This is a genomic window from Roseateles sp. P5_E4, from assembly GCF_054049255.1.
Window position 1 is genome coordinate 63,774 of the sequence record NZ_JBFUMS010000012.1, and the last position, 20,089, is coordinate 83,862.

The window sequence follows — 20,089 nt, forward strand, 5'->3', positions numbered from 1 at the left end:
CCGCGATAATCCTCGGCTGCTCTTCGTTACAGGGGCCCCGGCCCCTTCCCCATGGCGCTCAAAGCCACCATCCACAAAGCCCAGCTGCAGATCGCCGACATGGACCGCCATGTCTACGGCGACCATGCCCTCACGATCGCCCGCCACCCGAGCGAGACCGACGAGCGCATGATGATCCGCGTGCTGGCCTATGCACTGAATGTGCCGGCCGACGATCTCAACGGCCGGCTCGAATTCACCAAGGGCCTGTCCGACGTGGACGAACCCGATCTCTGGCAACCCGACCTGACGGGCGAGCTGCAGCACTGGATCGACCTCGGCCAGCCCGACGAACGCCGTCTGATGAAGGCCCATGGCCGCGCCCGCCGCGTCAGCGTCTACAGCTTCGCATCCAGCACGCCGGTGTGGTGGAGCGGCATCGAAAACAAGCTGACGCGCGCGCCACGCCTGGCCGTATGGCAGATTCCCGCCGAGCAGTCCCAGGCCCTGGCAGCCCTGGCCGAACGCAGCATGCAGCTGCAGATCAGCATCCAGGACGGCAGCGTCTACGTGTCGACCGCCAACGCATCGGTGGAGGTCCACCCGGTTGCTCTGAAGGCGCCCACCGAATGACGCCCCAGCACGAACCCGGCCACCAGCGCTTCACGCTGCCGACCACGCCCCTCAGCGTGCTCGACTACGAGCTGAGCGCCGGCCGCGTCGTGTTCACCCACACCGGCGTGCCGCCGGCCTATCGTGGCCAAGGTCTCGCCGCCAAGCTGGTTGAGGCCGGCCTGCAATGGGCCCGCGAAGAAGGCCTCAAGGTCGTGCCCGCCTGCAGCTACGTCCAGCTCTACATCCAGCGCCACCCCGAGTGGCAGAACCTCGTCTAAGAGACCCTCACCATGTCCACGATCCTGCAATCCGTTCCCGTTGGCCAGAAGGTCGGCATCGCTTTCTCCGGTGGCCTCGACACCTCCGCAGCCCTGCATTGGATGAAGCTCAAGGGCGCCCTGCCCTACGCTTACACGGCCAACCTCGGCCAGCCCGACGAGCCGGACTACGACGAGATCCCGCGCAAGGCCATGCTGTACGGCGCCGAGAAGGCCGTTCTTGTCGACTGCCGCGCCCAGTTGGTCGCCGAAGGCATTGCCGCGCTGCAGGCCGGCGCCTTTCACATCAGCACCGCCGGCGTGACCTACTTCAACACGACGCCCATCGGCCGCGCCGTGACCGGCACCATGCTGGTGGCGGCCATGCAGGCCGACGGCGTCAACATCTGGGGTGACGGCTCGACCTACAAGGGCAACGACATCGAGCGCTTCTACCGCTACGGCCTGCTGACCAACCCGGCGCTGAAGATCTACAAGCCCTGGCTGGACCAGACCTTCATCGATGAACTGGGCGGCCGCGCCGAGATGTCGGCCTTCATGACGGAGAAGGGCTTCGCCTACAAGATGAGCGCGGAGAAGGCCTATTCGACCGACTCCAACATGCTGGGCGCCACGCACGAGGCCAAGGACCTGGAGCACCTCAACAGCGGCATCAAGATCGTCAACCCCATCATGGGCGTGGCGTTCTGGCGCGATGACGTGGTCGTCAAGGCCGAAACGGTGTCGGTGCGCTTCGAGGAAGGCGTGCCCGTGGCGCTGAACGGCGTCGAGTACCGCGATCCGGTGGCCCTGCTGGCCGAGGCCAACGTCATCGGCGGCCGCCATGGCCTGGGCATGAGCGACCAGATCGAGAACCGCATCATCGAGGCCAAGAGCCGCGGCATCTACGAGGCCCCGGGCCTGGCGCTGTTGCACATCGCCTACGAGCGTCTCGTCACCGGCATCCACAACGAAGACACCATCGAGCAGTACCGCGACAACGGCCGCAAGCTCGGCCGCCTGCTCTATCAGGGCCGCTGGTTCGACCCGCAGGCCATCATGCTGCGCGAGGCCGCCCAGCGCTGGATCGCCCGCGCCGTCACCGGCGAGGTGGCCATCGAGCTGCGCCGCGGCAACGACTATTCGCTGCTGGACACCCAGAGCCCCAACCTGACCTATGCGCCCGAGCGCCTGAGCATGGAAAAGGTCGAAGGCGCCTTCAGCCCGGCCGACCGCATCGGCCAGCTGACGATGCGCAATCTCGACATCAGCGACACGCGCGGCAAGCTGGGCATCTACACCGGTGTCGGCCTGCTGGCCGGCGGCGGGCTGCCCAGGCTCGAGTAATTTCCCGCTGAACACTGGCGAGGCCCGGGTGAATACTGTATAAATCAACAGTATTCGCTTTTGAGGAGCCCGCCATGCACAGCCAGTACCGCCAGAACTACGTCCCCGGCCGCCCGCTGCCTCTGTGGTTGCAGAAGCTGCTGAGCTGGCTTTAACAAGCCTTCAGAACGCCTCGGCCACCCGCAGGAAGCTCGCAAAGCGCGGCTTGCCACTCGGCGTCAGGTCGCGATAGCGATAGGTGACAGTCGAGCCGATGGGCGGCGGGTCGCGGCGTTGGGCGTCGCTGAAGCCGGTGCCCAGCTTGAAGCGCTGGCCCTCGGGTGTCTGCAACTCCAGTGCTCCCAGCTGACCCGCCAGCCGTCCCTTGCCCGGCTCATGGCCGACGACAACGGCTTCGGCATCCGCCAGCGGCTTGAGCTTGAGCAGCAGGTCGCTGCGGCCCGAGGCCAGCGGCGCGTCGGCCCGGTGCAGCATCAGGCCCTCGCCACCGGCGTCGACCACCTGCTTGAGCCTGGCCCGAAGTTCGGCGTTGGAGTTGAGGCGCTGCTGCTGCACCGGCATGACGACGCCGCCGGCCATCGTCGCGAGCTTGGCCGCGCGCCGCTCGAAATCCCCGTCGCCCGCTGGCAGCTCGAAGACGCGATAGCTGACGAGCCGCCATTCGGCGTCCACCGGCTCGGTGCGCCGTACGGCCGCCGATAGCGCATCAAAGCTGCGCCGCCCCATCCACAGTTCACCGTCGAGCGGCTGCCTGGGAAGTTCGGCCAGGAACCAGGCCGGCGCAGCGACGGTGCGACCGCTGCGGAACTTCAAAGCCTGCCCATCCCACAACGCCCGCACGCCATCGAACTTCTCGCTGACGAGATAGGGCCGCGGGTCGATGCCGGCCGGCGCATTGCGCGCTAGCAGCGGCTCCAGCGCCCAAGCTGGAAGCCCGGCAGCCCCCAGCAGGCCCAAGAGTGCACGCCGGGTCAGCCTCATAGGACGACCGGCTCCGGCTCCAGCCGGATGCCAAAGCGCCCGTAGACGCTCTCCTGGATGGCCCGTGCCAGCGTCACGACTTCCGCGCCGCGCGCGTCCGCCTTGTTGACCAGCACCAAGGCTTGTTTTTCGTAAACCGCCGCTCCGCCCACTGTCTTCCCCTTCCAGCCGCAGGCGTCGATCATCCACCCGGCGGCCAGCTTCACGCTTCCGTCGGGCATGGGATAGTGAACGATGCCGGGGTCGCGGCCAATGATGTCGCGGCACTGCTCGGCCGTGACGACCGGGTTCTTGAAGAAGCTGCCGGCATTGCCGATGACGGCCGGGTCGGGCAGCTTGGCGCGGCGCACGGCGCAGATCCAGTCGTAGATCTGGCGCGCATCCGGCGCGGTGATGCCGGTCTCGGCCATCTTGCGTTCAATTTCGAGGTAACCGAGCACCGGCTGCCAGGGCCGGGGCAGGCGAAAGCGCACACGGGTGATGACGCTCTTGCCCGCCAGACCGCCGAAGTCGCTGTGCTTGAACACGCTGTCGCGGTAGCCGAAGCGGCAGACCTCCGCCGGCAGCAGGGCCGGCCGCCCGGTGATGAGATCCATGACCTCGACGGCCTCCAGCCGGTCCTTGACCTCGATACCGTAGGCGCCGATGTTCTGCACCGGTGCGGCCCCCACCGTGCCGGGGATCAGCGCCATGTTCTCCAGGCCTGGGTAGCCGTGGTCCAGCGTCCAGGTGACCAGCTCATGCCAGACGACGCCGGCACCTGCCTCGACGATCCAGGCGTCGTCGCGCGCTTCCAACAGCCGGATGCCGGTAATTTCCACCTTCAGCACGACGGCATCGACATCCTTGGTCAAGACGAGGTTGCTGCCGCCGCCCAGCACGAACTTGGGCGCACGGCCCAGTTCGGGGTGATCGACGACGCGGCGGACGTCGGCCGCCTCGCGGATGCGCACCAGGCGCTTCGCCACGGCCGGCAGGCCGAAGGTGTTGTAGGGCTTGAGATTGACGTCCGCCTCTATATGGAGGGGGAGCGGCACTCCGTTCGAGGGGGTCTGTAACTGCGTGGACATGGGACAATTTTTGGATGGTTTGCGCGGCGCGCAAACAGCAAAATTTTCGCCGATTCATCTACCGACCTCCCAAATGCCCAGCTTCGACACTGTTCTCGAGCCCGATCACGTCAAGATCCGCAATGGCGTGGACAACGCCATCAAGGAAATCGGCACCCGTTTTGACTTCAAGGGCACGGGCGCCAAGGTCGAACTCAAGGACAAGGAAATCCACGCCACGGGCGACAGCGAGTTCCAGCTGGAGCAGATCGAGGCTGTGTTGTACGGCAAGCTGACCAAGCAGGACGTGGTGATCAGCTTCCTCGACAAGGCCGAGAAGATCGAAAAGCTCGGTGGCGACAAGGTGCGCCAGGTCTACAAGATCAAGGAAGGCATCGAGGCAGCGCTGGCCAAGAAGATCGTGAACTCGCTGAAGGAAAGCAAGCTCAAGGTCCAGGCCAGCATCCAGGGTGATGCCGTGCGCGTGACCGGCAAGAACCGCGACGACCTGCAGACCGGCATCGCCCACCTGAAGAAGAACTTCAGCGACACGCCGCTCACCTACAACAATTTCCGCGATTGAGCATGCGCCGCTTTACGGGGCTCATTGCGCCCCTTCTCCTGTTGCTGGCCACGAGCCACGCCCCGGCGCAGCCGCTGCCACCCCCGCCATCGCAGGTCCAGCTCAATGGCATGCTGGGATCACGCGCGGCCCTGTTGGTCATCGACGGTGAGCCGCGCACTGTCGAGGTCGGCGCCATGGTCAAGGGCGTCCGGTTGATCTCACTGGAGGATGGTCGCGCCGTCGTGGAATACGGCGGTCGGCGCCAGGCTCTCGCCCTCGGCGCCGCACCGGGCCGAGTGCTTGCGCAGAATGCCGCGCCGCCGCGCCAGATCGTGCTGCCCGTAGGCCCCGGCGGACATTTCACGACGCTGGGCATGATCAACGGCCAGGTCACGAGCTTCCTCGTCGACACCGGGGCGACCAGCATCTCCATCGGCCAGATCGAGGCCGAAAAGCTGGGCCTGCGCTATATGTACGGCAGGCGCATCGTCACCCAGACGGCCAATGGCGTCGTGCCGGCCTATCAGCTCCAGTTGGCGAGCGTGCGCATCGGCAGCGTCGAGGTTCGCGACGTCGAGGCCATCGTCATCCCCGGCCTGATGAGCCATGTGCTGCTTGGCAACAGCTTTCTGAACCGCTTCCAGATGCGGCGCGAGAACGACGTCATGACTTTGGAGCTGCAGCACTGATAGCAGCGGGCGGCTTCTGCAAGAATCCGGCGCCCCTCCCTAGCCGGTCCGCCTCGATGCCCCTTCAACCCGCCTTGCTGTCTGGCCTGCTGGTCGCCCTGTTGATTGCCGGCGCCCCCGCCGCGCTCGCCCAGGACGCCGCCAAAGCCTCGCGCTTCTACGAAGACGCTCTGCAGCGGTATGAAAAGCGGGACATTCCCGGCGCCATCGTGCAGCTGAAGAACGCGCTGCAGGCCGACAAGAGCCAGCTCTCGGTCCACGTGCTGCTGGGCAAGGCCTTGCTGGCCGACAGCCAGCCGGCGGCGGCCGAATTCGAGCTGGGCGAGGCCATCCGCATGGGCGTCAACCGCGCCGAGGTTGCCGTCGCCCTGGTCATGGCGCTGAATGCTCAGGGCAAGCAGTCCCAGGCGCTGGAGGACCCACGCATTCAGCCCGCCGGCCTGCCATCCGGCATCCAACAGCAGCTCATGCTGGAGCGCGCTCTGGCTCAGTCCGATATGGGCGATACCAAGGCCGCACTGGCAAGCGTGCTGGATGCACGTGCGCTGAACACCAGCGACGTGAACAGCTGGATCGCCGAAGTCCCGCTGCGGGTGCGCGGGCGCCAGTTCAACGAGGCCCATGCCGCGGCCGACCAGGCACTCAAGCTCTCACCCGACAACGCCGAGGCTCTCTATCAAAAGGCATCCGTCTTCCATGCCAACGGCCAGGTCGCCCCGGCGCTGGCCGGCTATGAGCGTGCCCTCAAGGCCCAGCCCAAGCATGCCGAATCCCACCTGGGCCGCGCCGGCCTGCTGATCGACCTGAACCGCGACGCCGAGGCGCTGGCCGAGGTCAACGAGCTCCAGACCATCAAGCCCAACGATCCGCGCGGCGCCTATCTGCGTGCTGTGCTGGCCGAGCGCGCCAACGACGCGCCCACTTCACGGGCCGCGTTGAAACGGATCACCGACCTGCTGGACCCTGTCCCCATCGAGTACATCCGCTACCGCACCCAGTTGCTGATGCTCAACGGCCTGGCGCACTACAGCCTGGGCGAGCTGGAAAAGTCCAAGCCCTTCCTGGAACTGGCCTCCCGCCAGCAACCCGGCAGCCCTCTCGTCAAGCTGCTGGCCCAGGTCGCATTGAAGGAACCCAACGTCAACCGCGCCGTCGAATTGCTGGACGCCTACGTGAAGGCCCGGCCGGGCGACGGCCAGGCATTGCTGATGCTGGCTTCCGCCCACATGAGCCAGGGGCGGCACTCGCGCGCCGTCGCGCTGATGCAGGACGCGATCAAGGCCAAGGATTCGCCGGAGTACCGCACGGCTTTGGGCCTGTCCCTGCTGCAAAGCGGGAAGGCGACACCCGCAGCCGACGAACTTGCCAAGGCCTACAAGAGCGACCCCAAGCAGACCTATGCCGGGCTGGCGCTGGTCACCCTGTATCTGCGCGAAGGCCAGGCCCCCAAGGCCCTGGCCGTGGCCGATACCCTGGCGCGCGCCAACCCGAACAATGCAACCGTCCTCATGGTCCAGGCCTATGCCAAGACCCAGGCGGGCGACTATCCCGGCGGACGCTCCGGCTATGAGAAGGCGCTCAAGCTCGACCCGCAGCTGATGGAGGCCCGCCTGGGCCTGGTTCGCATCGACACCGTGACTGGCAATTTCGAAGCCGCCAACAAGCGGCTGCGGGAAGTTCTGAAAAATGACGAGCGCAATACCAATGTGCTGTTCGAACTAGCCCTGCTGAACGAACTGTGGGGCAAGGACGACGAGGCACTCAAATGGCTGGAAAGTGCCGCAGAGGCCAGCAGCGCCCGCGAAACGCGCGCCAATTTCGCCCTCGTCGCCTGGCACCTGCGCAAAGGCCAGCCGGCCCGCGCGGTCGACGCGGCCAAGTTCTTGCTGGCCAAGCTGCCCGAGGATGTCGAAGCCCTGCAGGCCTATGCCAGCGCCCAGGCTGCCAACGGCGACGCGGCCGGGGCCAAGACCACATTGACCAATGCCGCCCGCCGCGCCGCCTTCGATGCACCGCGCCTGCTGGAAGTCGCGCGCCAGCAAGTCGGCATCAAGGACTACGCCGGCGCTGCCTACAGCCTTGACAAGGCTCTGAGCGGCAACCCCGACTATCTGCCGGCCCAGGCCATGCTCGCCAGCATCGAGCTGACGCAGGGCGATGCGGCGAAGTCGGAGCAGCGCGCCAAACAGGTCATCCAGGCAGCGCCCAAGTCGGCGCTCGGCTACAACCTGCTTGCCGAAGTCGCCACCTACCGGGGCCAGGCCACGGCCGCCATCGACGCGCTGCGCAAGGCCCATGACATCGAGAAATCCCAGGCCAGCCTGGTGCGTTTGATGCGCGCCGTCGGCAACCAGAGTGGTCCCAAGGCCGCCGTCGAGCTGGGAGACGCCTGGCTCAAGCGCAGCCCCAGCGACCTCGCGGTGCGCAACGCCGTCGCTGTGCAGCACTTGCACGCGCGCGACTTCGCCGCTGCGCGCAAGCAGTACGAAGCCATCCTGAAGCAGCGTCCCAACCATGCCGAAACGCTGAACAACCTCGCCAACGTGCTGATGGAGTCGAAAGACCCCGGCGCCTTGGAGATGGCCGAGCGCGCCTACAAGGTCGACATCCGCAACCCCATGTTGATGGACACCGCCGGTTGGGCCAACCACCTCGCCGGGAAACCCGATCGCGCGTTGCAATTGCTGCGCGACGCCCGCCTGCGAGCGCCCGACAACCCCGACATTCGCTACCACCTTGCCGCGGTGCTCGCCAAGGCGGGGCGCAGCGGTGAAGCGCGCGAGGAACTCCGTGCCGCTTTGCGCACCGTGAGTTTTGCCTCGGCCGAGGACGCCAAGAAATTGCTGGCCACCCTCAACTGAGGGGGCGAAAGGCCTTATTTGGCTGTCGGTTGTTCTTACAATTTCCAACAGTCACCACCCTGATCAAATTGGCAAGACATTGAAAGTCAAGGAGTTTTCTGGTTTGGCATCAAGCTTGCTAGAAACCTCTCGAATGCGAATAAAAGCTGGTGACAGCCCAAAAGGAAAACCGATGAAAGCCCAAAAGTCCCGCTGGATTGCCCTGAGCGCCCTCGTCGCCGGCTTGAGCCTGGCTTCGAGCGCCCAAGCCTACTGGGGCCTGGACACCACGCCCACCACCACGGTCGGCGATAGCGGCAACGCCGCCTACACGGTTCAGATGTCGGGCTTCTACGCCTCCAACGACGTCAACAACAAGGTCAATGGCAACTGGACCAGCAGCGCGCTGACCCAGTTCGCGGGCAACGGCCAGGGCATGTACACCGGCACCGACAACGGCTCGCCCTATCACGCATTGGACAATAACCAGAATACCGAGGCGGTGCTGCTGAGCTTCAGCGCTTCGACCGTGCTGAGCAGCGTCGGCCTTGGCTTCACGTCCAACGTCGAGATCAGCTGCAAGAACACCACCACGCAGGCGATGACGTACCAAAACGGCGGCACCTGCGGTGCAGGTACCACGCAAGTCGGCACCGGCCTGGTTGATGTGTCCGTGTTCCGCTGGACCGGCGCCGCAGCGCCCACGCTGACTGGCGCTGCAGCCGGCACGATGGCCGGCTGGGAACTGGTTGGCAACTATGGCGACATGGTTCAGGACACCAGCAATCCCTACAACTCGGTCAACGGCGCCGGCAAGACGTCCAGCTGGTGGCTGATTAGCGCCTACAACTCCGGTTTTGCTCAGACGGCCGGTGGCGCCAACAGCATCGCGACCGAAAACCGCGCCACGCTGACCAATGGCGACGATTTCTTCAAGCTCTACGCCGTGGCCGGCACCAAGTGCACGCAAGCCGTCGATTCCAAGGGCGTCTGCGGTGGCACCAACCTCAAGCTGCCCGAGCCCGCCTCGCTGGCCCTGACCAGCGTCGCTCTGGTCGGTGTCGCCGGCCTGCGTCGCCGCAAGGCAAAGCTCGCCGCCTGATCCGAGTCATCTCGACTGAAAGCCGCCTCCGGGCGGCTTTCTGCTTTCTGGAAACCAGCTCGCTGTTCTGTCCCAGGCCGGACAGCCAGGATGCGAACGACCGTGCTAAAAGCCGGGTATTCCCATCACGACAACACGGCGAGACATGGACCTCAACTTCACCGATGCGGAGCTGGCCTTCCGCGCCGAGGTGCGCGACTGGGTGCGCGCCAACCTGCCGGCCGATATCGCCCACAAGGTACGCAACGCGCTGCGCTTGAACAAGGACGATCTGCAGCGCTGGGCCAAGATCCTCGGCGCCAAGGGCTGGCATGGCTGGGCCTGGCCCAAGCAGTTCGGCGGCCCAGGATGGAATGCCGTGCAGCGCCATCTGTTCGAAGAGGAATGTGCGCTGGCCTGCGCGCCGCGCATCGTGCCCTTCGGCCCGGTCATGGTCGCGCCGGTCATCATGGCCTTTGGCACGCCGGAGCAGCAGCAGCGCTTCCTGCCCGGCATCATGAGCGGCGAGGTCTGGTGGAGCCAGGGCTATAGCGAACCCGGTTCGGGCTCTGACCTGGCCTCGCTGAAATGCCGCGCCGAGCGCCAGGGCGACAAGTTCATCGTCAACGGCCAAAAGACCTGGACGACGCTGGGCCAGTACGGCGACTGGATCTTCTGCCTGGTGCGCACATCGACCGAAGGCAAGCCGCAGACCGGCATCTCATTCCTGTTGATCGACATGAAGACGCCCGGCGTCAGCGTCAAGCCCATCATCATGCTCGACGGCGAGCACGAGGTGAACGAGGTCTGGTTCGACAACGTCGAGGTGCCCGCCGAGAACCTGATCGGCGAGGAAAACAAGGGCTGGACCTATGCCAAGCACCTGCTCTCCCACGAGCGCACCAACATCGCCGACGTGAACCGCGCCAAGCGCGAACTCGAGCGGCTCAAGCGCATCGCCAAGGCCGAAGGCCTCATGGACGACCAGCGCTTCCGCGACCAGATCGCGCTGTGCGAAGTCGACGTCGTGGCGCTGGAGATGATGGTGCTGCGCGTGCTGTCGGGCGAGCGCACCGGCAAGCAGCCGCTGGACGTCGCGGGCCTGCTCAAGATCCGCGGCAGCGAACTGCAGCAGCGCTACACCGAGCTGATGATGCTGGCCGGTGGCCCGCTGGCCCTGCCCTATGTGCACGAGGCCATGGAGGCCGGCTGGCAAGGCGACCAGTGGCTGGGCGGTGCCTGGATCGGCGGCGCCATGCACGCCATCCCGCTGACCGGCAACTACCTGAACGTCCGCAAGACGACGATCTACGGCGGCTCGAACGAAGTGCAGCGCAACATCGTCGCGCAGACGGTGCTTGGCTGAGCGGGAGACAAGACAAATGGATTTCGATTTCAGTGAAGACCAGGAAGCCCTGCGCGACGCGGTGCGCCGCTTTGTCGACAAGGACTACGCCTTCGAGCGCCGAACAAAGATCGAGCGCGCTGGCGGTTTCGACCGCGCCGCCTGGGACGGCCTGGCGGGCCTGGGCCTGACCGCGCTGGCAGTGCCTGAGGCACACGGTGGCATGGGTTTCGGCGCCGTCGAGGCGATGGTGGTCATGGAAGAGCTCGGTCGCGGCCTCGTCATGGAGCCGGTGGCGCAGGGCGCGCTGATCGCGCCGGCGCTGCTCGGACGCGCGCCCGATGAACTGCAGGCCACCTGGCTGCCACGCATCGCCGGTGGCGAGGCCCTCGTCGTGCTCGCGCACCAGGAGGCCAAATCGCGCTACCGCCTGAATCAGGTAGCCACGCGCGCCGTCGACGGCAAGCTGACCGGCGTGAAGAGCCTGGTGCCGGCTGGCGACGTCGCCGACGCCTTCATCGTGCCGGCCCGCGTGTCCGGCACCGACGACGCCCCGCACGGTGTAGCCCTCTACCTCGTCGAACGCTCGGCGGCCGGCGTGCACACGCGGCCCTATTCGCTCTATGACGGCTCGCGCGCGGCCGAGGTCCACTTCGACAACACGCCCGCCCAGCTCATCGCCGGTCCCGACCAAGGCCATGCCCTGCTGGAACTGGCCGCCGACATCGGCATTGCCGCGCAGGCTGCCGAGGCCATCGGCGTCATGGAGAAGTACCTCGCGCTGACCGTCGAGTACATGAACACGCGCAAGCAGTTCGGCGTCGTGATCTCCAGCTTCCAGGCGCTCAAGCACCGTATCGCCGACGTGAAGATGCAGCTCGAACTGGCCCGCTCGATGAGCTACTACGCCACACTGCGCCTGGGCGACACGCCCGCCGTGCGCCGCCGCGCGCTGTCGCAGGCCAAGGTGCAGCTTGGCAACTCGATGCGCTTCGTTGGCCAGCAGTGCACCCAGCTGCACGGCGGCATCGGCGTCACCGACGAATACGCCGGCAGCCACTACTTCAAGCGCTTGACCGTCATGGAGATGCAATGGGGCGACACCATGCATCACCTGGGTCAGGTCAGCCAGAGCATGTTGGATACTGCGGGCGTGTTTGCCTGAGCGTGAAGGAGCCAAGGTCTCACCACGCTTTCATTCGGGAGACCTTGCCATGATCGCTGCTCGCTGTATTGCCCTTTCCCTGGTCGCGCTGGCGACTTCCGCCTCGGCCCAGATGATGAAGCCGGGCCTGTGGGAGATGAAACAGACCACCCAGGTCGATCCCGAACGCAAGGCGCAGATGGAAAAGGCCCAGAAGGCCATGGAAAGCATGCCCCCGGCGCAGAAACAGATGATGCAGGAGATGATGGCCAAGCGCGGCGTCAGCATGGATTTCGCGGGTGGTGCGGTCACTGTCAAGAGCTGCCTCACCGAGGAGCAGGTCAAGCGCGACCTCACGCCCTCTCATCCGGCCGGCAACTGCACCCACGATGTCCGCCGCAGCGGCAATGTCATCCACAGCCATTTCGTCTGCACCGACCCGGCCACCGAGGGTGAGGGCACGACCACCTTGCAAGGCAACACCGCCTTCACCAGCGACGTCAAGCTGACCCGCCAGCGCGACGGCAAGACCGTGACCACGGCCGTCAGCGGCGAAGGCCATTGGATCAGCGCCGACTGCGGCAACATCCAGCCCATTCAGGCTCGGCCCAAAGCCACGCCGTGAAGCAGCGGCTCTCACAGATCCTCTTCAGCCAGGGCTTCGGAACGCGGCGCCTGTGCGCAGGGCTGGTATGGAACGGCGAGGTGTCGGTCAACGGCGAAGTCGTCGACGACCCGGAGGCCGAGTTCGAGACTCAAGGCATGCGCTTCACGGTCGGTGGCCTGGAGTGGCCCTGCTACGACAAGGCACTGATCCTGCTGAACAAGCCGGCCGGCTACGAATGCTCGCAAAAGCCCAAGCACCACCCCAGCGTGCTCAGCCTGCTGCCAGCGCCGCTGCGCGAGCGCGGCGTGCAGCCCATCGGTCGGCTCGATGAAGACACGACCGGCCTGCTGCTGCTGACCGACGACGGCACCTTGATCCACAAGCTGACCTCGCCCAAGCACCATGTGCCCAAGGTCTACGAAGCGCGCTGCAAGCATCCGCTGACGGCGACCATGGTCGAGCAGTTGCTGGCCGGCGTCGAGCTGAAGGAGCCAGAGAGCAAGCTTCCGGCCAAGTTCCAGCGACCGCCCGAGATCAGCAAGGCCGACGGCGCCGCGATCGCCGACGAGACGCTGCTGCGGCTGACCCTTGTCGAAGGGAAATACCACCAGGTCAAGCGCATGGTCGCGGCCGTCGGCAACCGCGTCGAGGCCCTGCACCGGCCGCAGTTCGGCGCGCTGACGCTGCCGGCCGACCTGGCGCCCGGCCAATGGCGCTGGGTGGCGAGCCCTGCGGAGGTCTGGGGCCAATGACGCAGCGGGGACAATGAGCCCATGCGAGTTTTCAGAGGCTTCCACCACCCCGGCATCGCACCTGCCTGCGCACTGACCATCGGCAACTTCGACGGCGTGCACCGCGGGCACCAGGCCATGCTGGCGCTGCTGCAGTCAGAGGCCCGCCACCGCGGGCTGCCGACCTGCGTGCTGAGCTTCGAGCCGCATCCGCGCGACTTCTTCGCCGCCAAGGCCCACAAGCCCGAACTCGCGCCCGCCCGCATCGCCAATCTGCGCGACAAGCTCGTGGAGCTGGAGCGCTGCGGTGTCGACCAGGTCGTCATCCTGCGCTTCGACGAGGCCCTGGCCTCACTGCCGGCGCCGGACTTCATCCGCCAGGTGCTTGTCGACGGCCTGGGCGCTCGCTATGTGCTGGTCGGTGACGACTTCCGCTTTGGTGCCAAGCGCCAGGGCGACTATGCGACGCTGGATGCCGCCGGCCAGGCGCGCGGCTTCGACGTGGCCCGCATGATGAGCTACGAGGTGCACGGCCTGCGCGTCAGCAGCTCGGCCGTGCGCGAGGCGCTGGCCGCGGGCGACATGGCGGCCGCCGCGGCGCTGCTGGGTCGGCCCTATGCCATCTCGGGCCACATCACGCACGGGCGCAAGCTGGGCCGCCAACTGGGCGAGAGCGCCCCCGGCGCGGCCGACGGCTTTCGCACCTTGAACCTGCGCTTCGACCATGACAAGCCGGCCGCCCAGGGCATCTTCGCGGTGCTGGTGCATGGCCTGACGCCCGAGCCGCTGCCGGGCGTCGCCAGCCTGGGCCGGCGGCCCACCGTCGAAGATGCCGGCCGCGTGCTGCTGGAGGTGCATTGCCTGCGGTGGCCCCTCGGCCCCGAGGGGGGCTACGGTAAACTCGCCCGCGTGGAACTGCTGCACAAACTTCGCGACGAAGCCAGGTACGACGGGCTTGAAGCGCTCACGGCTGCCATCGCAGCCGACACGGCGGCGGCGCGCGCCTTCCTGGCCACCCACGCCGCCCAGCGACGCCAGACCACGCGCGACCGAATTTGAAGCGGCTCCCCGCCGCTCTTCGCTCCGCCCTCCCCGCTTCTTGATCGCCAGGCACGCCGCCTGGCCGCATGCCATGACCACCCCGGACTACCGCTCCACGCTCAACCTGCCCGACACGCCCTTCCCGATGCGCGGCGACCTGCCCAAGCGCGAACCGGGCTGGGTCAAGGCCTGGGACGAGCAAGGCCTGTACAAGCGCCTGCGCGACGCCCGCTGCGGCGCGCCGAAGTTCGTGCTGCACGACGGCCCGCCTTATGCCAATGGCCAGATCCACATCGGCCACGCGGCCAACAAGATCCTCAAGGACATGATCGTCAAGGCGCGCCAGCTGGCGGGCTTCGACGCGGCTTACATCCCAGGCTGGGACTGCCACGGCCTGCCCATCGAGAACCAGATCGAGAAGACCTTCGGTCGCGGCTTGCCGCGCGACGAGGTGCAGGCCAAGAGCCGCGCCTACGCCACCGAGCAGATCGACGGCCAGCGCACGGACTTCAAGCGCCTGGGCGTGCTGGGCGAATGGGACAACCCGTACAAGACGATGAACTACGCTAACGAGGCCGGCGAGATCCGCGTGCTGAAGCGGATGTTCGAGCGCGGTTTCGTCTACCGCGGCTTGAAGCCTGTGTACTGGTGCTTCGACTGCGGCTCGTCCCTGGCCGAGTTCGAGATCGAGTACGCGGACAAGCAGTCGCCGGCCGTCGATGTGGCCTTCCTGTCGGCCGAGCCCGAGAAGCTGGCCGCCGCGTTTGGCGTGGCGCCGCTGACGAAGGACGCCTTCACCGTCATCTGGACGACCACGCCCTGGACCATCCCCGCCAACCAGGCGCTCAACCTGAACCCCGAGCTGCCCTACGCGCTGGTCGACACGGCCAAGGGCTACTTCGTCGTCGCAGAGGCGCTGGTGGAGAAGTGCCTGGCGCGCTGGCAGCTCGAAGGCAGCGTCGTCGCCGTGGTGCCAGGCCGCAAGCTGGAGCTGCAGAAGTTCAAGCATCCGCTGGCCCACGTCGACCCCGGCTATGACCGCGAAAGCCCGGTCTACCTGGCCGACTACGCGACTGCCGAAGACGGCACCGGCGTCGTCCATTCCGCACCCGCCTATGGCCTGGACGACTTCCAGTCCTGCGTCGCCCACGGACTGGCCTTCGACGACATCCTCAACCCCGTGCAGGGCAACGGCGCCTACGCCGCCGACCTGCCGCTGTTCGGCGGCCAGCACATCTGGAAGGCCAACCCCGTCATCGCGCAGGCGCTGCAGGACGCCGGCCGCCTGATGGCGCAAAGCAAGCTGACCCACAGCTACCCACACTGCTGGCGGCACAAGACGCCGGTCATCTACCGCGCGGCGGCGCAGTGGTTCGTGCGCATGGATGAGGGCGACGGCTTGTTCACGACGAACAAGGCGCCCGACAGCCTGCGCAAGACCGCGCTGGCCGCTATCGAAGCCACCAGCTTCTACCCCGAGAACGGCCGCGCCCGCCTGCACGACATGATCGCCGGCCGTCCCGACTGGTGCATCTCCCGCCAGCGCAGCTGGGGCGTGCCGCTGCCTATCTTCCTGCACAAGGACACGGGCGAGGCGCATCCGAAGACGCTGGAGTTCATCGAGCGCGCGGCCCAGCTGGTGGAGCAGAACGGCATCGAGGCCTGGTCCAAGCTCGACGCCGTCGAGTGGCTGGGTGCTGAGGCGGCCCAGTACACCAAGGGCAACGACATCCTCGACGTCTGGTTTGACTCCGGCTCCACCTTCGAGCATGTGCTCAAGGGCAGCCACCAGGGAGCGGGCCACGACAGCGGCCCCGAGGCCGACCTTTATCTCGAAGGCCACGACCAGCACCGCGGCTGGTTCCATTCGTCGCTGCTGATCGCCTGCGCCCTCTATGGCCGCGCGCCCTACCGGGGGCTGCTGACGCACGGCTTCGTCGTTGACGGCCAGGGCCGCAAGATGAGCAAGTCCATGGGCAACGTCGTCGCGCCGCAAGCCGTGTCGGACAAGTTCGGCGCCGAGATCCTGCGCCTGTGGACGGCCGCAACCGACTACTCGGGCGACCTCGGCCTGGACGAAAAGATCCTGGCCCGCGTCGTCGACAGCTACCGCCGCATCCGCAACACGCTGCGCTTCCTGCTCGCCAACGTCAGCGACTTCGACCCGGCAACGGACACGGTCGCACCCGGCGATCTGCTGGAAGTCGACCGCTACGCGCTGGCTCGTGCCGCCGAATTGCAGGCCGACATCCTGGCCCACTTCGAGCGCTACGAGTTCCACCCGGTGGTGTCGAAACTCCAGGTCTACTGCTCCGAGGACCTCGGCGCCTTCTACCTGGACGTGCTGAAGGACCGCCTCTACACGACCGCGCCCAAGAGCCTGGCCCGCCGATCCGCACAGACGGCGCTGTGGCAAATCACGCACGCCATGCTGCGCTGGATGGCGCCCTTCCTCAGCTTCACGGCCGAGGAGGCGTGGGCGATCTTCGGCAAGGGCGAGAGCATCTTCACGGAGACCTATTGGGACTTCGGCAAGACGGATTTAGCGCTGCTGGCCAAATGGCATCGCATCCACGAGATCCGCGATGAGGTCAACAAGGCCATCGAGGCGGTGCGCACGACGGGTGCTGTCGGCGCCTCGCTGCAGGCCGAACTGGTGCTCAAGGTAAACGAGCAGGACCAGATGCTGTTGGCCAGCCTGGGTGACGACCTGCGCTTCGTCTTCATCACGTCGGCCGTGCGCTTGGCATCAGCAGGCGAACTGGGCGTCGTCGTCACGCCCAGCGCCCATGCCAAGTGTGAGCGCTGCTGGCACTACCGCGCCGACGTCGGCAGCATTGCGGCTCACCCGACGCTCTGCGGGCGCTGCGACAGCAACCTCTACGGCGCGGGCGAGACCCGCACCGTCGCGTAAGCACGCGCTGGTTTTTGACGCGGACCGACGCCGGGCCGTCCCAAGTCGGCCCGCAGGCGATGTGCATGCGGCTCAATGCCGCATGCATCGCCGTCCCCTCGGGGGCTGAGGCCGGACACGGCAAGTCCTGAGGACTTGTCGTGCCTGCCGAAGAGCAGCCACTCTGCCGGCTGCGCGGTCTGCAAGACCGGCTGGCCTCACCGGCGTTCAGCCGGAGTGAGACCGGACGAGGGGCTCACGGGAACGCAGGCACGTTCGGCTCCATCCCCTCGAAGTGCGCTTCGGGGTGGGTGCGAGCCAGCAGTTCCTCGATCTCGGTGATGCGCGAGCGGGGCACGTCGACGATGAGCAGGTATTGGCCTTGCTCGATGGCCGCCTCGAAGCGTTTCAAGCGCCGGCTCGGCGTGGAGCTGCCGATCATGCTGGACGACCAGGTGCCCAGCATGGCGCCTACGGCCGCCAGGCCGATGACGACCGCCGCCGGAGAGGCCGCGCTGATCGCCAGAGCCGCCGCAACGCCGCCCGCGGCGCCGAGGCCGGAGCCGATCAGCGCGCCGTTCTGGGCCGCCTCGACCAGGTCCGAGGTCTGCAGCACATTGGCCGCGTGAAGACCGTCCATCGCGGCACCTTCGGCGGCGACGAAATGGATGTGGTGTTCGGTGATGCGGGCGAGCAACAGCTCGTCCATCGTGCGCCGCGCGCTGCTCAGGTGGGGCAGCAACCAGTAGATGCGCTTTCGCATGGGATCCTCCAGCGAGCAGGGAGAGTTCCGCTTCTACGCCGCTTCTCCTGCGCCTACAAGCCCCGGCTCGGCGGCAAGTTACATTGGCGGCCCTCGCCTCGCGACCCCATTCCATGCCTTCTCGCTCGTCGTCCTCGTCCTCCGGCCTGACTTCCTGGCTGCTGATTGCCGCCCTCATCATCCTGGCCGACCAGCTCACCAAGCTGCTCATCCTGCGCACCTTCCAGCTCGGTGACGTGCACCCAGTCACCAGCTTCTTCGACGTCGTGCGCGCCCACAACTTCGGCGCCGCTTTCAGCTTCCTGCATGGCGCCTCCGGCTGGCAACGCTGGTTCTTCCTCGGCCTGGGCCTGGCCGCGGCCGGCTTCATCATCTGGATGCTGCGCCGCCACGGCCACCAGAAGCTGTTCGCTTGGGCGTTGACGCTGATTCTGGGTGGCGCGCTAGGCAATGTCATCGACCGCGCCATCCACGGCTACGTCGTCGACTTCATCCAGGTTCACGCTCGAAGCTGGTATTTCCCTGCTTTCAACGTCGCCGACAGCGCCATCACCGTCGGCGCCGTCCTGCTGATCCTGGACGAATTGCGCCGAGTGCGCCGCGGTTGAACCTGCGCGGCGCGGCCGCGCAGTAGTTCACGGGCGACAGATGTGACGAGCGGTGACAATCGCGCGCCTCTCAACGCGCCCACATGCTCCTCGACTTCGCCAGCCTGAGCCATTACGACTGGCTCGACGTTCCTCTGTGGGTCTTCGACCCCGAACAACAGCGCAATCTCTGGGCCAATGCCGCAGCCCTGCGCTTCTGGCATGCCGACAGCGCCGAGGAATTCCTGTCGCGCGACTTTTCCGAGCATGGCGATGCCGTGCGCGAGCGCCTGGCCGTCACGGCGGCCGACCATGCGCAGGGCAAGATCGTCCGCGAGCAGTGGACTCTCTATCCCAAGGGCGAGCCGACGACGGTCATGCTGGTGTCGCGCGGCATGCGCACGCCGGAACGCCGTCAGGTCATGCTGTTCGCGGCCGATTCGCTGGGCGGTGGTGCCGATCTCGCCATGCTGCGCGGCGTTGAGGCTGTGCAACACACCTCGGTGCGCATCGCCGTTTTCGGCCTCGGCCAGGGCGAACTGCTGATGCGCAACCCGGCTGCGGCCCTGACGTTCGGTGACACGCCGCCCGGCCCCGACCAGACCGAGTTCACCCGCCTGTTTGCTCACATTGGCGATGCCGCCAGCATCCTGGGCCGCGTGCAGCGCGGCCAGACCTGCCACCAGGACGTCGAGTTGCAGACGCTGGCCGGCCTGCGTTGGCATGCACTGGACGCGCGGCCCATGCGCGACCCGGTCACCGGCGACACGGTCATGCTCTTCAATGCCCACGACATCGCCGATCTCAAGGCCAGCCAGGCGGCCCTGGTCGCCGCACGCGAGGCCGCCGAGACTGCCAGCCAGGCCAAGAGCAGCTTCCTGGCCAATATGAGCCACGAGATCCGCACGCCGATGAATGGCGTGCTCGGCCTGACCGAACTGGTGCTGCAGACTGAACTCAACGAGCGCCAGCGCCGCTTCATCGGCATGGCCCACCAGTCGGCCAAGGGGCTGATGACCATCATCAACGACCTGCTGGACGTGGCCAAGATCGAGGCCGGCCGCATCGTCATCGACGAGCAGCCCTTCAGCCTGCACGACTGCCTCGGCGAATCCCTGCAGCCTCTGCTGCTACAGGCGCATGACAAGGGCATCCAGCTGCACGCCCGCGTACAGCCGGGCGTGCCGTCCTGGCTGGTAGGCGACGCCCTGCGGCTGCGCCAGGTGCTGATCAACCTGATTGGCAATGCACTGAAGTTCACCGAGCGCGGCGAAGTACGCATCGAGATCGCCCTGGCCGACGCGCGCGACGGTGACGGCCCCGACCGCCTGCGGCTGCGCGTGGCCGTCACCGACACCGGCATCGGCATGACGCGCGACCAGATCGGCCAGATCTTCGACCCCTTCACCCAGGCCGATGGCAGCATCACGCGCCGCTACGGTGGCACGGGCCTGGGGCTGACCATCGTGCAGCGCCTCGTCAGTCTGATGAGTGGCGAGATCACCGTCGAGAGCGAGCCCGGCGTCGGCTCCTCCTTCAGCTTCGAGCTGCAACTCGGCCGGGCGCCGGCTTAAA

The 20,089-nt window shown here is 66.7% G+C and carries 18 protein-coding genes; 15 read left to right on the forward strand and 3 right to left on the reverse strand.

From position 1 onward, the window contains the following. Positions 1 to 51: 51 nt before the first annotated feature. The 3 genes from ACXJLH_RS21960 to argG are packed head-to-tail and all read left to right on the forward strand — an operon-like array spanning position 52 to position 2,198. A complete protein-coding gene (locus ACXJLH_RS21960; protein WP_457446257.1) occupies positions 52 to 612 on the forward strand; it encodes a YaeQ family protein in 561 nt (186 codons plus the stop codon). Further along, positions 609 to 872 (forward strand): GNAT family N-acetyltransferase, encoded by a 264-nt coding sequence (locus ACXJLH_RS21965; RefSeq protein ID WP_457446259.1) that lies wholly within the window; start codon positions 609 to 611, stop codon positions 870 to 872. The genes ACXJLH_RS21960 and ACXJLH_RS21965 overlap by 4 nt, the downstream gene beginning before the upstream one ends. Before the next feature lie 12 nt (positions 873 to 884). Beyond that, positions 885 to 2,198 (forward strand): argininosuccinate synthase, encoded by a 1,314-nt coding sequence (gene argG, locus ACXJLH_RS21970; protein WP_457446260.1) that lies wholly within the window; start codon positions 885 to 887, stop codon positions 2,196 to 2,198. Positions 2,199 to 2,360: 162 nt separating this feature from the next. Here argG and ACXJLH_RS21975 read toward each other — a convergent pair whose 3' ends face one another. Together ACXJLH_RS21975 and murB are read right to left on the reverse strand one after the other, a co-directional pair. Further along, positions 2,361 to 3,179, reverse strand: coding sequence for a DNA ligase (locus ACXJLH_RS21975; RefSeq protein WP_457446262.1), 819 nt, complete (start codon positions 3,177 to 3,179; stop codon positions 2,361 to 2,363). Then, entirely contained in the window at positions 3,176 to 4,249 is a 1,074-nt protein-coding gene (gene murB, locus ACXJLH_RS21980; RefSeq protein ID WP_056201985.1) for a UDP-N-acetylmuramate dehydrogenase, read from the reverse strand. Before murB ends, ACXJLH_RS21975 begins: the two co-directional genes overlap by 4 nt. Before the next feature lie 73 nt (positions 4,250 to 4,322). Between murB and ACXJLH_RS21985 the strand changes: the two genes are divergently transcribed. The 10 genes from ACXJLH_RS21985 to ileS all read left to right on the forward strand — a co-directional run bounded on the left by ACXJLH_RS21985 (position 4,323) and on the right by ileS (position 17,185). Further along, positions 4,323 to 4,811 (forward strand): YajQ family cyclic di-GMP-binding protein, encoded by a 489-nt coding sequence (locus ACXJLH_RS21985; protein ID WP_056201983.1) that lies wholly within the window; start codon positions 4,323 to 4,325, stop codon positions 4,809 to 4,811. Positions 4,812 to 4,921: 110 nt separating this feature from the next. After that, positions 4,922 to 5,482 carry a retropepsin-like aspartic protease family protein gene (locus ACXJLH_RS21990; protein ID WP_457325664.1) on the forward strand — a complete coding sequence of 187 codons (561 nt, stop codon included), beginning with the start codon at positions 4,922 to 4,924 and terminating at the stop codon, positions 5,480 to 5,482. Positions 5,483 to 5,538: 56 nt separating this feature from the next. Then, complete coding sequence (gene prsT / locus ACXJLH_RS21995) at positions 5,539 to 8,343, forward strand: XrtA/PEP-CTERM system TPR-repeat protein PrsT (RefSeq protein ID WP_457446264.1); 2,805 nt, start codon at positions 5,539 to 5,541, stop codon at positions 8,341 to 8,343. Positions 8,344 to 8,515: 172 nt separating this feature from the next. After that, positions 8,516 to 9,424, forward strand: a complete 909-nt coding sequence (locus ACXJLH_RS22000) for a PEP-CTERM sorting domain-containing protein (RefSeq protein WP_056201975.1) — start codon at positions 8,516 to 8,518, stop codon at positions 9,422 to 9,424. Positions 9,425 to 9,569: 145 nt separating this feature from the next. Then, entirely contained in the window at positions 9,570 to 10,769 is a 1,200-nt protein-coding gene (locus ACXJLH_RS22005) for an acyl-CoA dehydrogenase family protein (protein WP_457325247.1), read from the forward strand. Between the two features lie 16 nt (positions 10,770 to 10,785). Continuing rightward, on the forward strand, positions 10,786 to 11,913 hold the full coding sequence (locus tag ACXJLH_RS22010; RefSeq protein WP_457446266.1) for an acyl-CoA dehydrogenase family protein: 1,128 nt from the start codon (positions 10,786 to 10,788) through the stop codon (positions 11,911 to 11,913). A gap of 49 nt (positions 11,914 to 11,962) precedes the next feature. Next, entirely contained in the window at positions 11,963 to 12,517 is a 555-nt protein-coding gene (locus tag ACXJLH_RS22015) for a DUF3617 domain-containing protein (RefSeq protein ID WP_056201967.1), read from the forward strand. Then, entirely contained in the window at positions 12,514 to 13,251 is a 738-nt protein-coding gene (locus ACXJLH_RS22020; RefSeq protein ID WP_457446268.1) for a 16S rRNA pseudouridine(516) synthase, read from the forward strand. The genes ACXJLH_RS22015 and ACXJLH_RS22020 overlap by 4 nt, the downstream gene beginning before the upstream one ends. 21 nt (positions 13,252 to 13,272) lie before the next feature. After that, the gene (locus ACXJLH_RS22025; RefSeq protein WP_056201961.1) at positions 13,273 to 14,289 is read left to right on the forward strand and encodes a bifunctional riboflavin kinase/FAD synthetase; all 1,017 of its coding nucleotides are present in this window, start codon (positions 13,273 to 13,275) and stop codon (positions 14,287 to 14,289) included. Between the two features lie 73 nt (positions 14,290 to 14,362). Beyond that, entirely contained in the window at positions 14,363 to 17,185 is a 2,823-nt protein-coding gene (gene ileS / locus ACXJLH_RS22030) for an isoleucine--tRNA ligase (protein WP_457446270.1), read from the forward strand. Positions 17,186 to 17,420: 235 nt separating this feature from the next. Here ileS and ACXJLH_RS22035 read toward each other — a convergent pair whose 3' ends face one another. Further along, positions 17,421 to 17,927 carry a hypothetical protein gene (locus tag ACXJLH_RS22035; RefSeq protein WP_056201958.1) on the reverse strand — a complete coding sequence of 169 codons (507 nt, stop codon included), beginning with the start codon at positions 17,925 to 17,927 and terminating at the stop codon, positions 17,421 to 17,423. Between the two features lie 113 nt (positions 17,928 to 18,040). Between ACXJLH_RS22035 and lspA the strand changes: the two genes are divergently transcribed. After that, complete coding sequence (lspA, locus tag ACXJLH_RS22040) at positions 18,041 to 18,535, forward strand: signal peptidase II (protein ID WP_457446272.1); 495 nt, start codon at positions 18,041 to 18,043, stop codon at positions 18,533 to 18,535. An 83-nt stretch (positions 18,536 to 18,618) separates the two neighbouring features. Then, positions 18,619 to 20,088: an ATP-binding protein gene (locus ACXJLH_RS22045; protein ID WP_457446274.1), complete on the forward strand. Its 1,470-nt coding sequence runs from the start codon at positions 18,619 to 18,621 to the stop codon at positions 20,086 to 20,088. Position 20,089: the final 1 nt, after the last annotated feature.

Excerpts from the sequence above, each read along its gene's own strand:
- ileS (WP_457446270.1), top strand. The coding sequence starts at position 14,363 with ATGACCACCCCGGACTACCGCTCCACGCTCAACCTGCCCGACACGCCC.
- ACXJLH_RS22015 (WP_056201967.1), top strand. The coding sequence starts at position 11,963 with ATGATCGCTGCTCGCTGTATTGCCCTTTCCCTGGTCGCGCTGGCGACT.
- ACXJLH_RS22035 (WP_056201958.1), bottom strand. The coding sequence starts at position 17,927 with ATGCGAAAGCGCATCTACTGGTTGCTGCCCCACCTGAGCAGCGCGCGG.
- ACXJLH_RS21990 (WP_457325664.1), top strand. The coding sequence starts at position 4,922 with ATGCTGGGATCACGCGCGGCCCTGTTGGTCATCGACGGTGAGCCGCGC.
- ACXJLH_RS21985 (WP_056201983.1), top strand. The coding sequence starts at position 4,323 with ATGCCCAGCTTCGACACTGTTCTCGAGCCCGATCACGTCAAGATCCGC.
- murB (WP_056201985.1), bottom strand. The coding sequence starts at position 4,249 with ATGTCCACGCAGTTACAGACCCCCTCGAACGGAGTGCCGCTCCCCCTC.
- lspA (WP_457446272.1), top strand. The coding sequence starts at position 18,041 with ATGCCTTCTCGCTCGTCGTCCTCGTCCTCCGGCCTGACTTCCTGGCTG.
- ACXJLH_RS21975 (WP_457446262.1), bottom strand. The coding sequence starts at position 3,179 with ATGAGGCTGACCCGGCGTGCACTCTTGGGCCTGCTGGGGGCTGCCGGG.
- ACXJLH_RS21965 (WP_457446259.1), top strand. The coding sequence starts at position 609 with ATGACGCCCCAGCACGAACCCGGCCACCAGCGCTTCACGCTGCCGACC.
- prsT (WP_457446264.1), top strand. The coding sequence starts at position 5,539 with ATGCCCCTTCAACCCGCCTTGCTGTCTGGCCTGCTGGTCGCCCTGTTG.
- argG (WP_457446260.1), top strand. The coding sequence starts at position 885 with ATGTCCACGATCCTGCAATCCGTTCCCGTTGGCCAGAAGGTCGGCATC.
- ACXJLH_RS22000 (WP_056201975.1), top strand. The coding sequence starts at position 8,516 with ATGAAAGCCCAAAAGTCCCGCTGGATTGCCCTGAGCGCCCTCGTCGCC.
- ACXJLH_RS22005 (WP_457325247.1), top strand. The coding sequence starts at position 9,570 with ATGGACCTCAACTTCACCGATGCGGAGCTGGCCTTCCGCGCCGAGGTG.
- ACXJLH_RS21960 (WP_457446257.1), top strand. The coding sequence starts at position 52 with ATGGCGCTCAAAGCCACCATCCACAAAGCCCAGCTGCAGATCGCCGAC.
- ACXJLH_RS22010 (WP_457446266.1), top strand. The coding sequence starts at position 10,786 with ATGGATTTCGATTTCAGTGAAGACCAGGAAGCCCTGCGCGACGCGGTG.
- ACXJLH_RS22025 (WP_056201961.1), top strand. The coding sequence starts at position 13,273 with ATGCGAGTTTTCAGAGGCTTCCACCACCCCGGCATCGCACCTGCCTGC.
- ACXJLH_RS22045 (WP_457446274.1), top strand. The coding sequence starts at position 18,619 with ATGCTCCTCGACTTCGCCAGCCTGAGCCATTACGACTGGCTCGACGTT.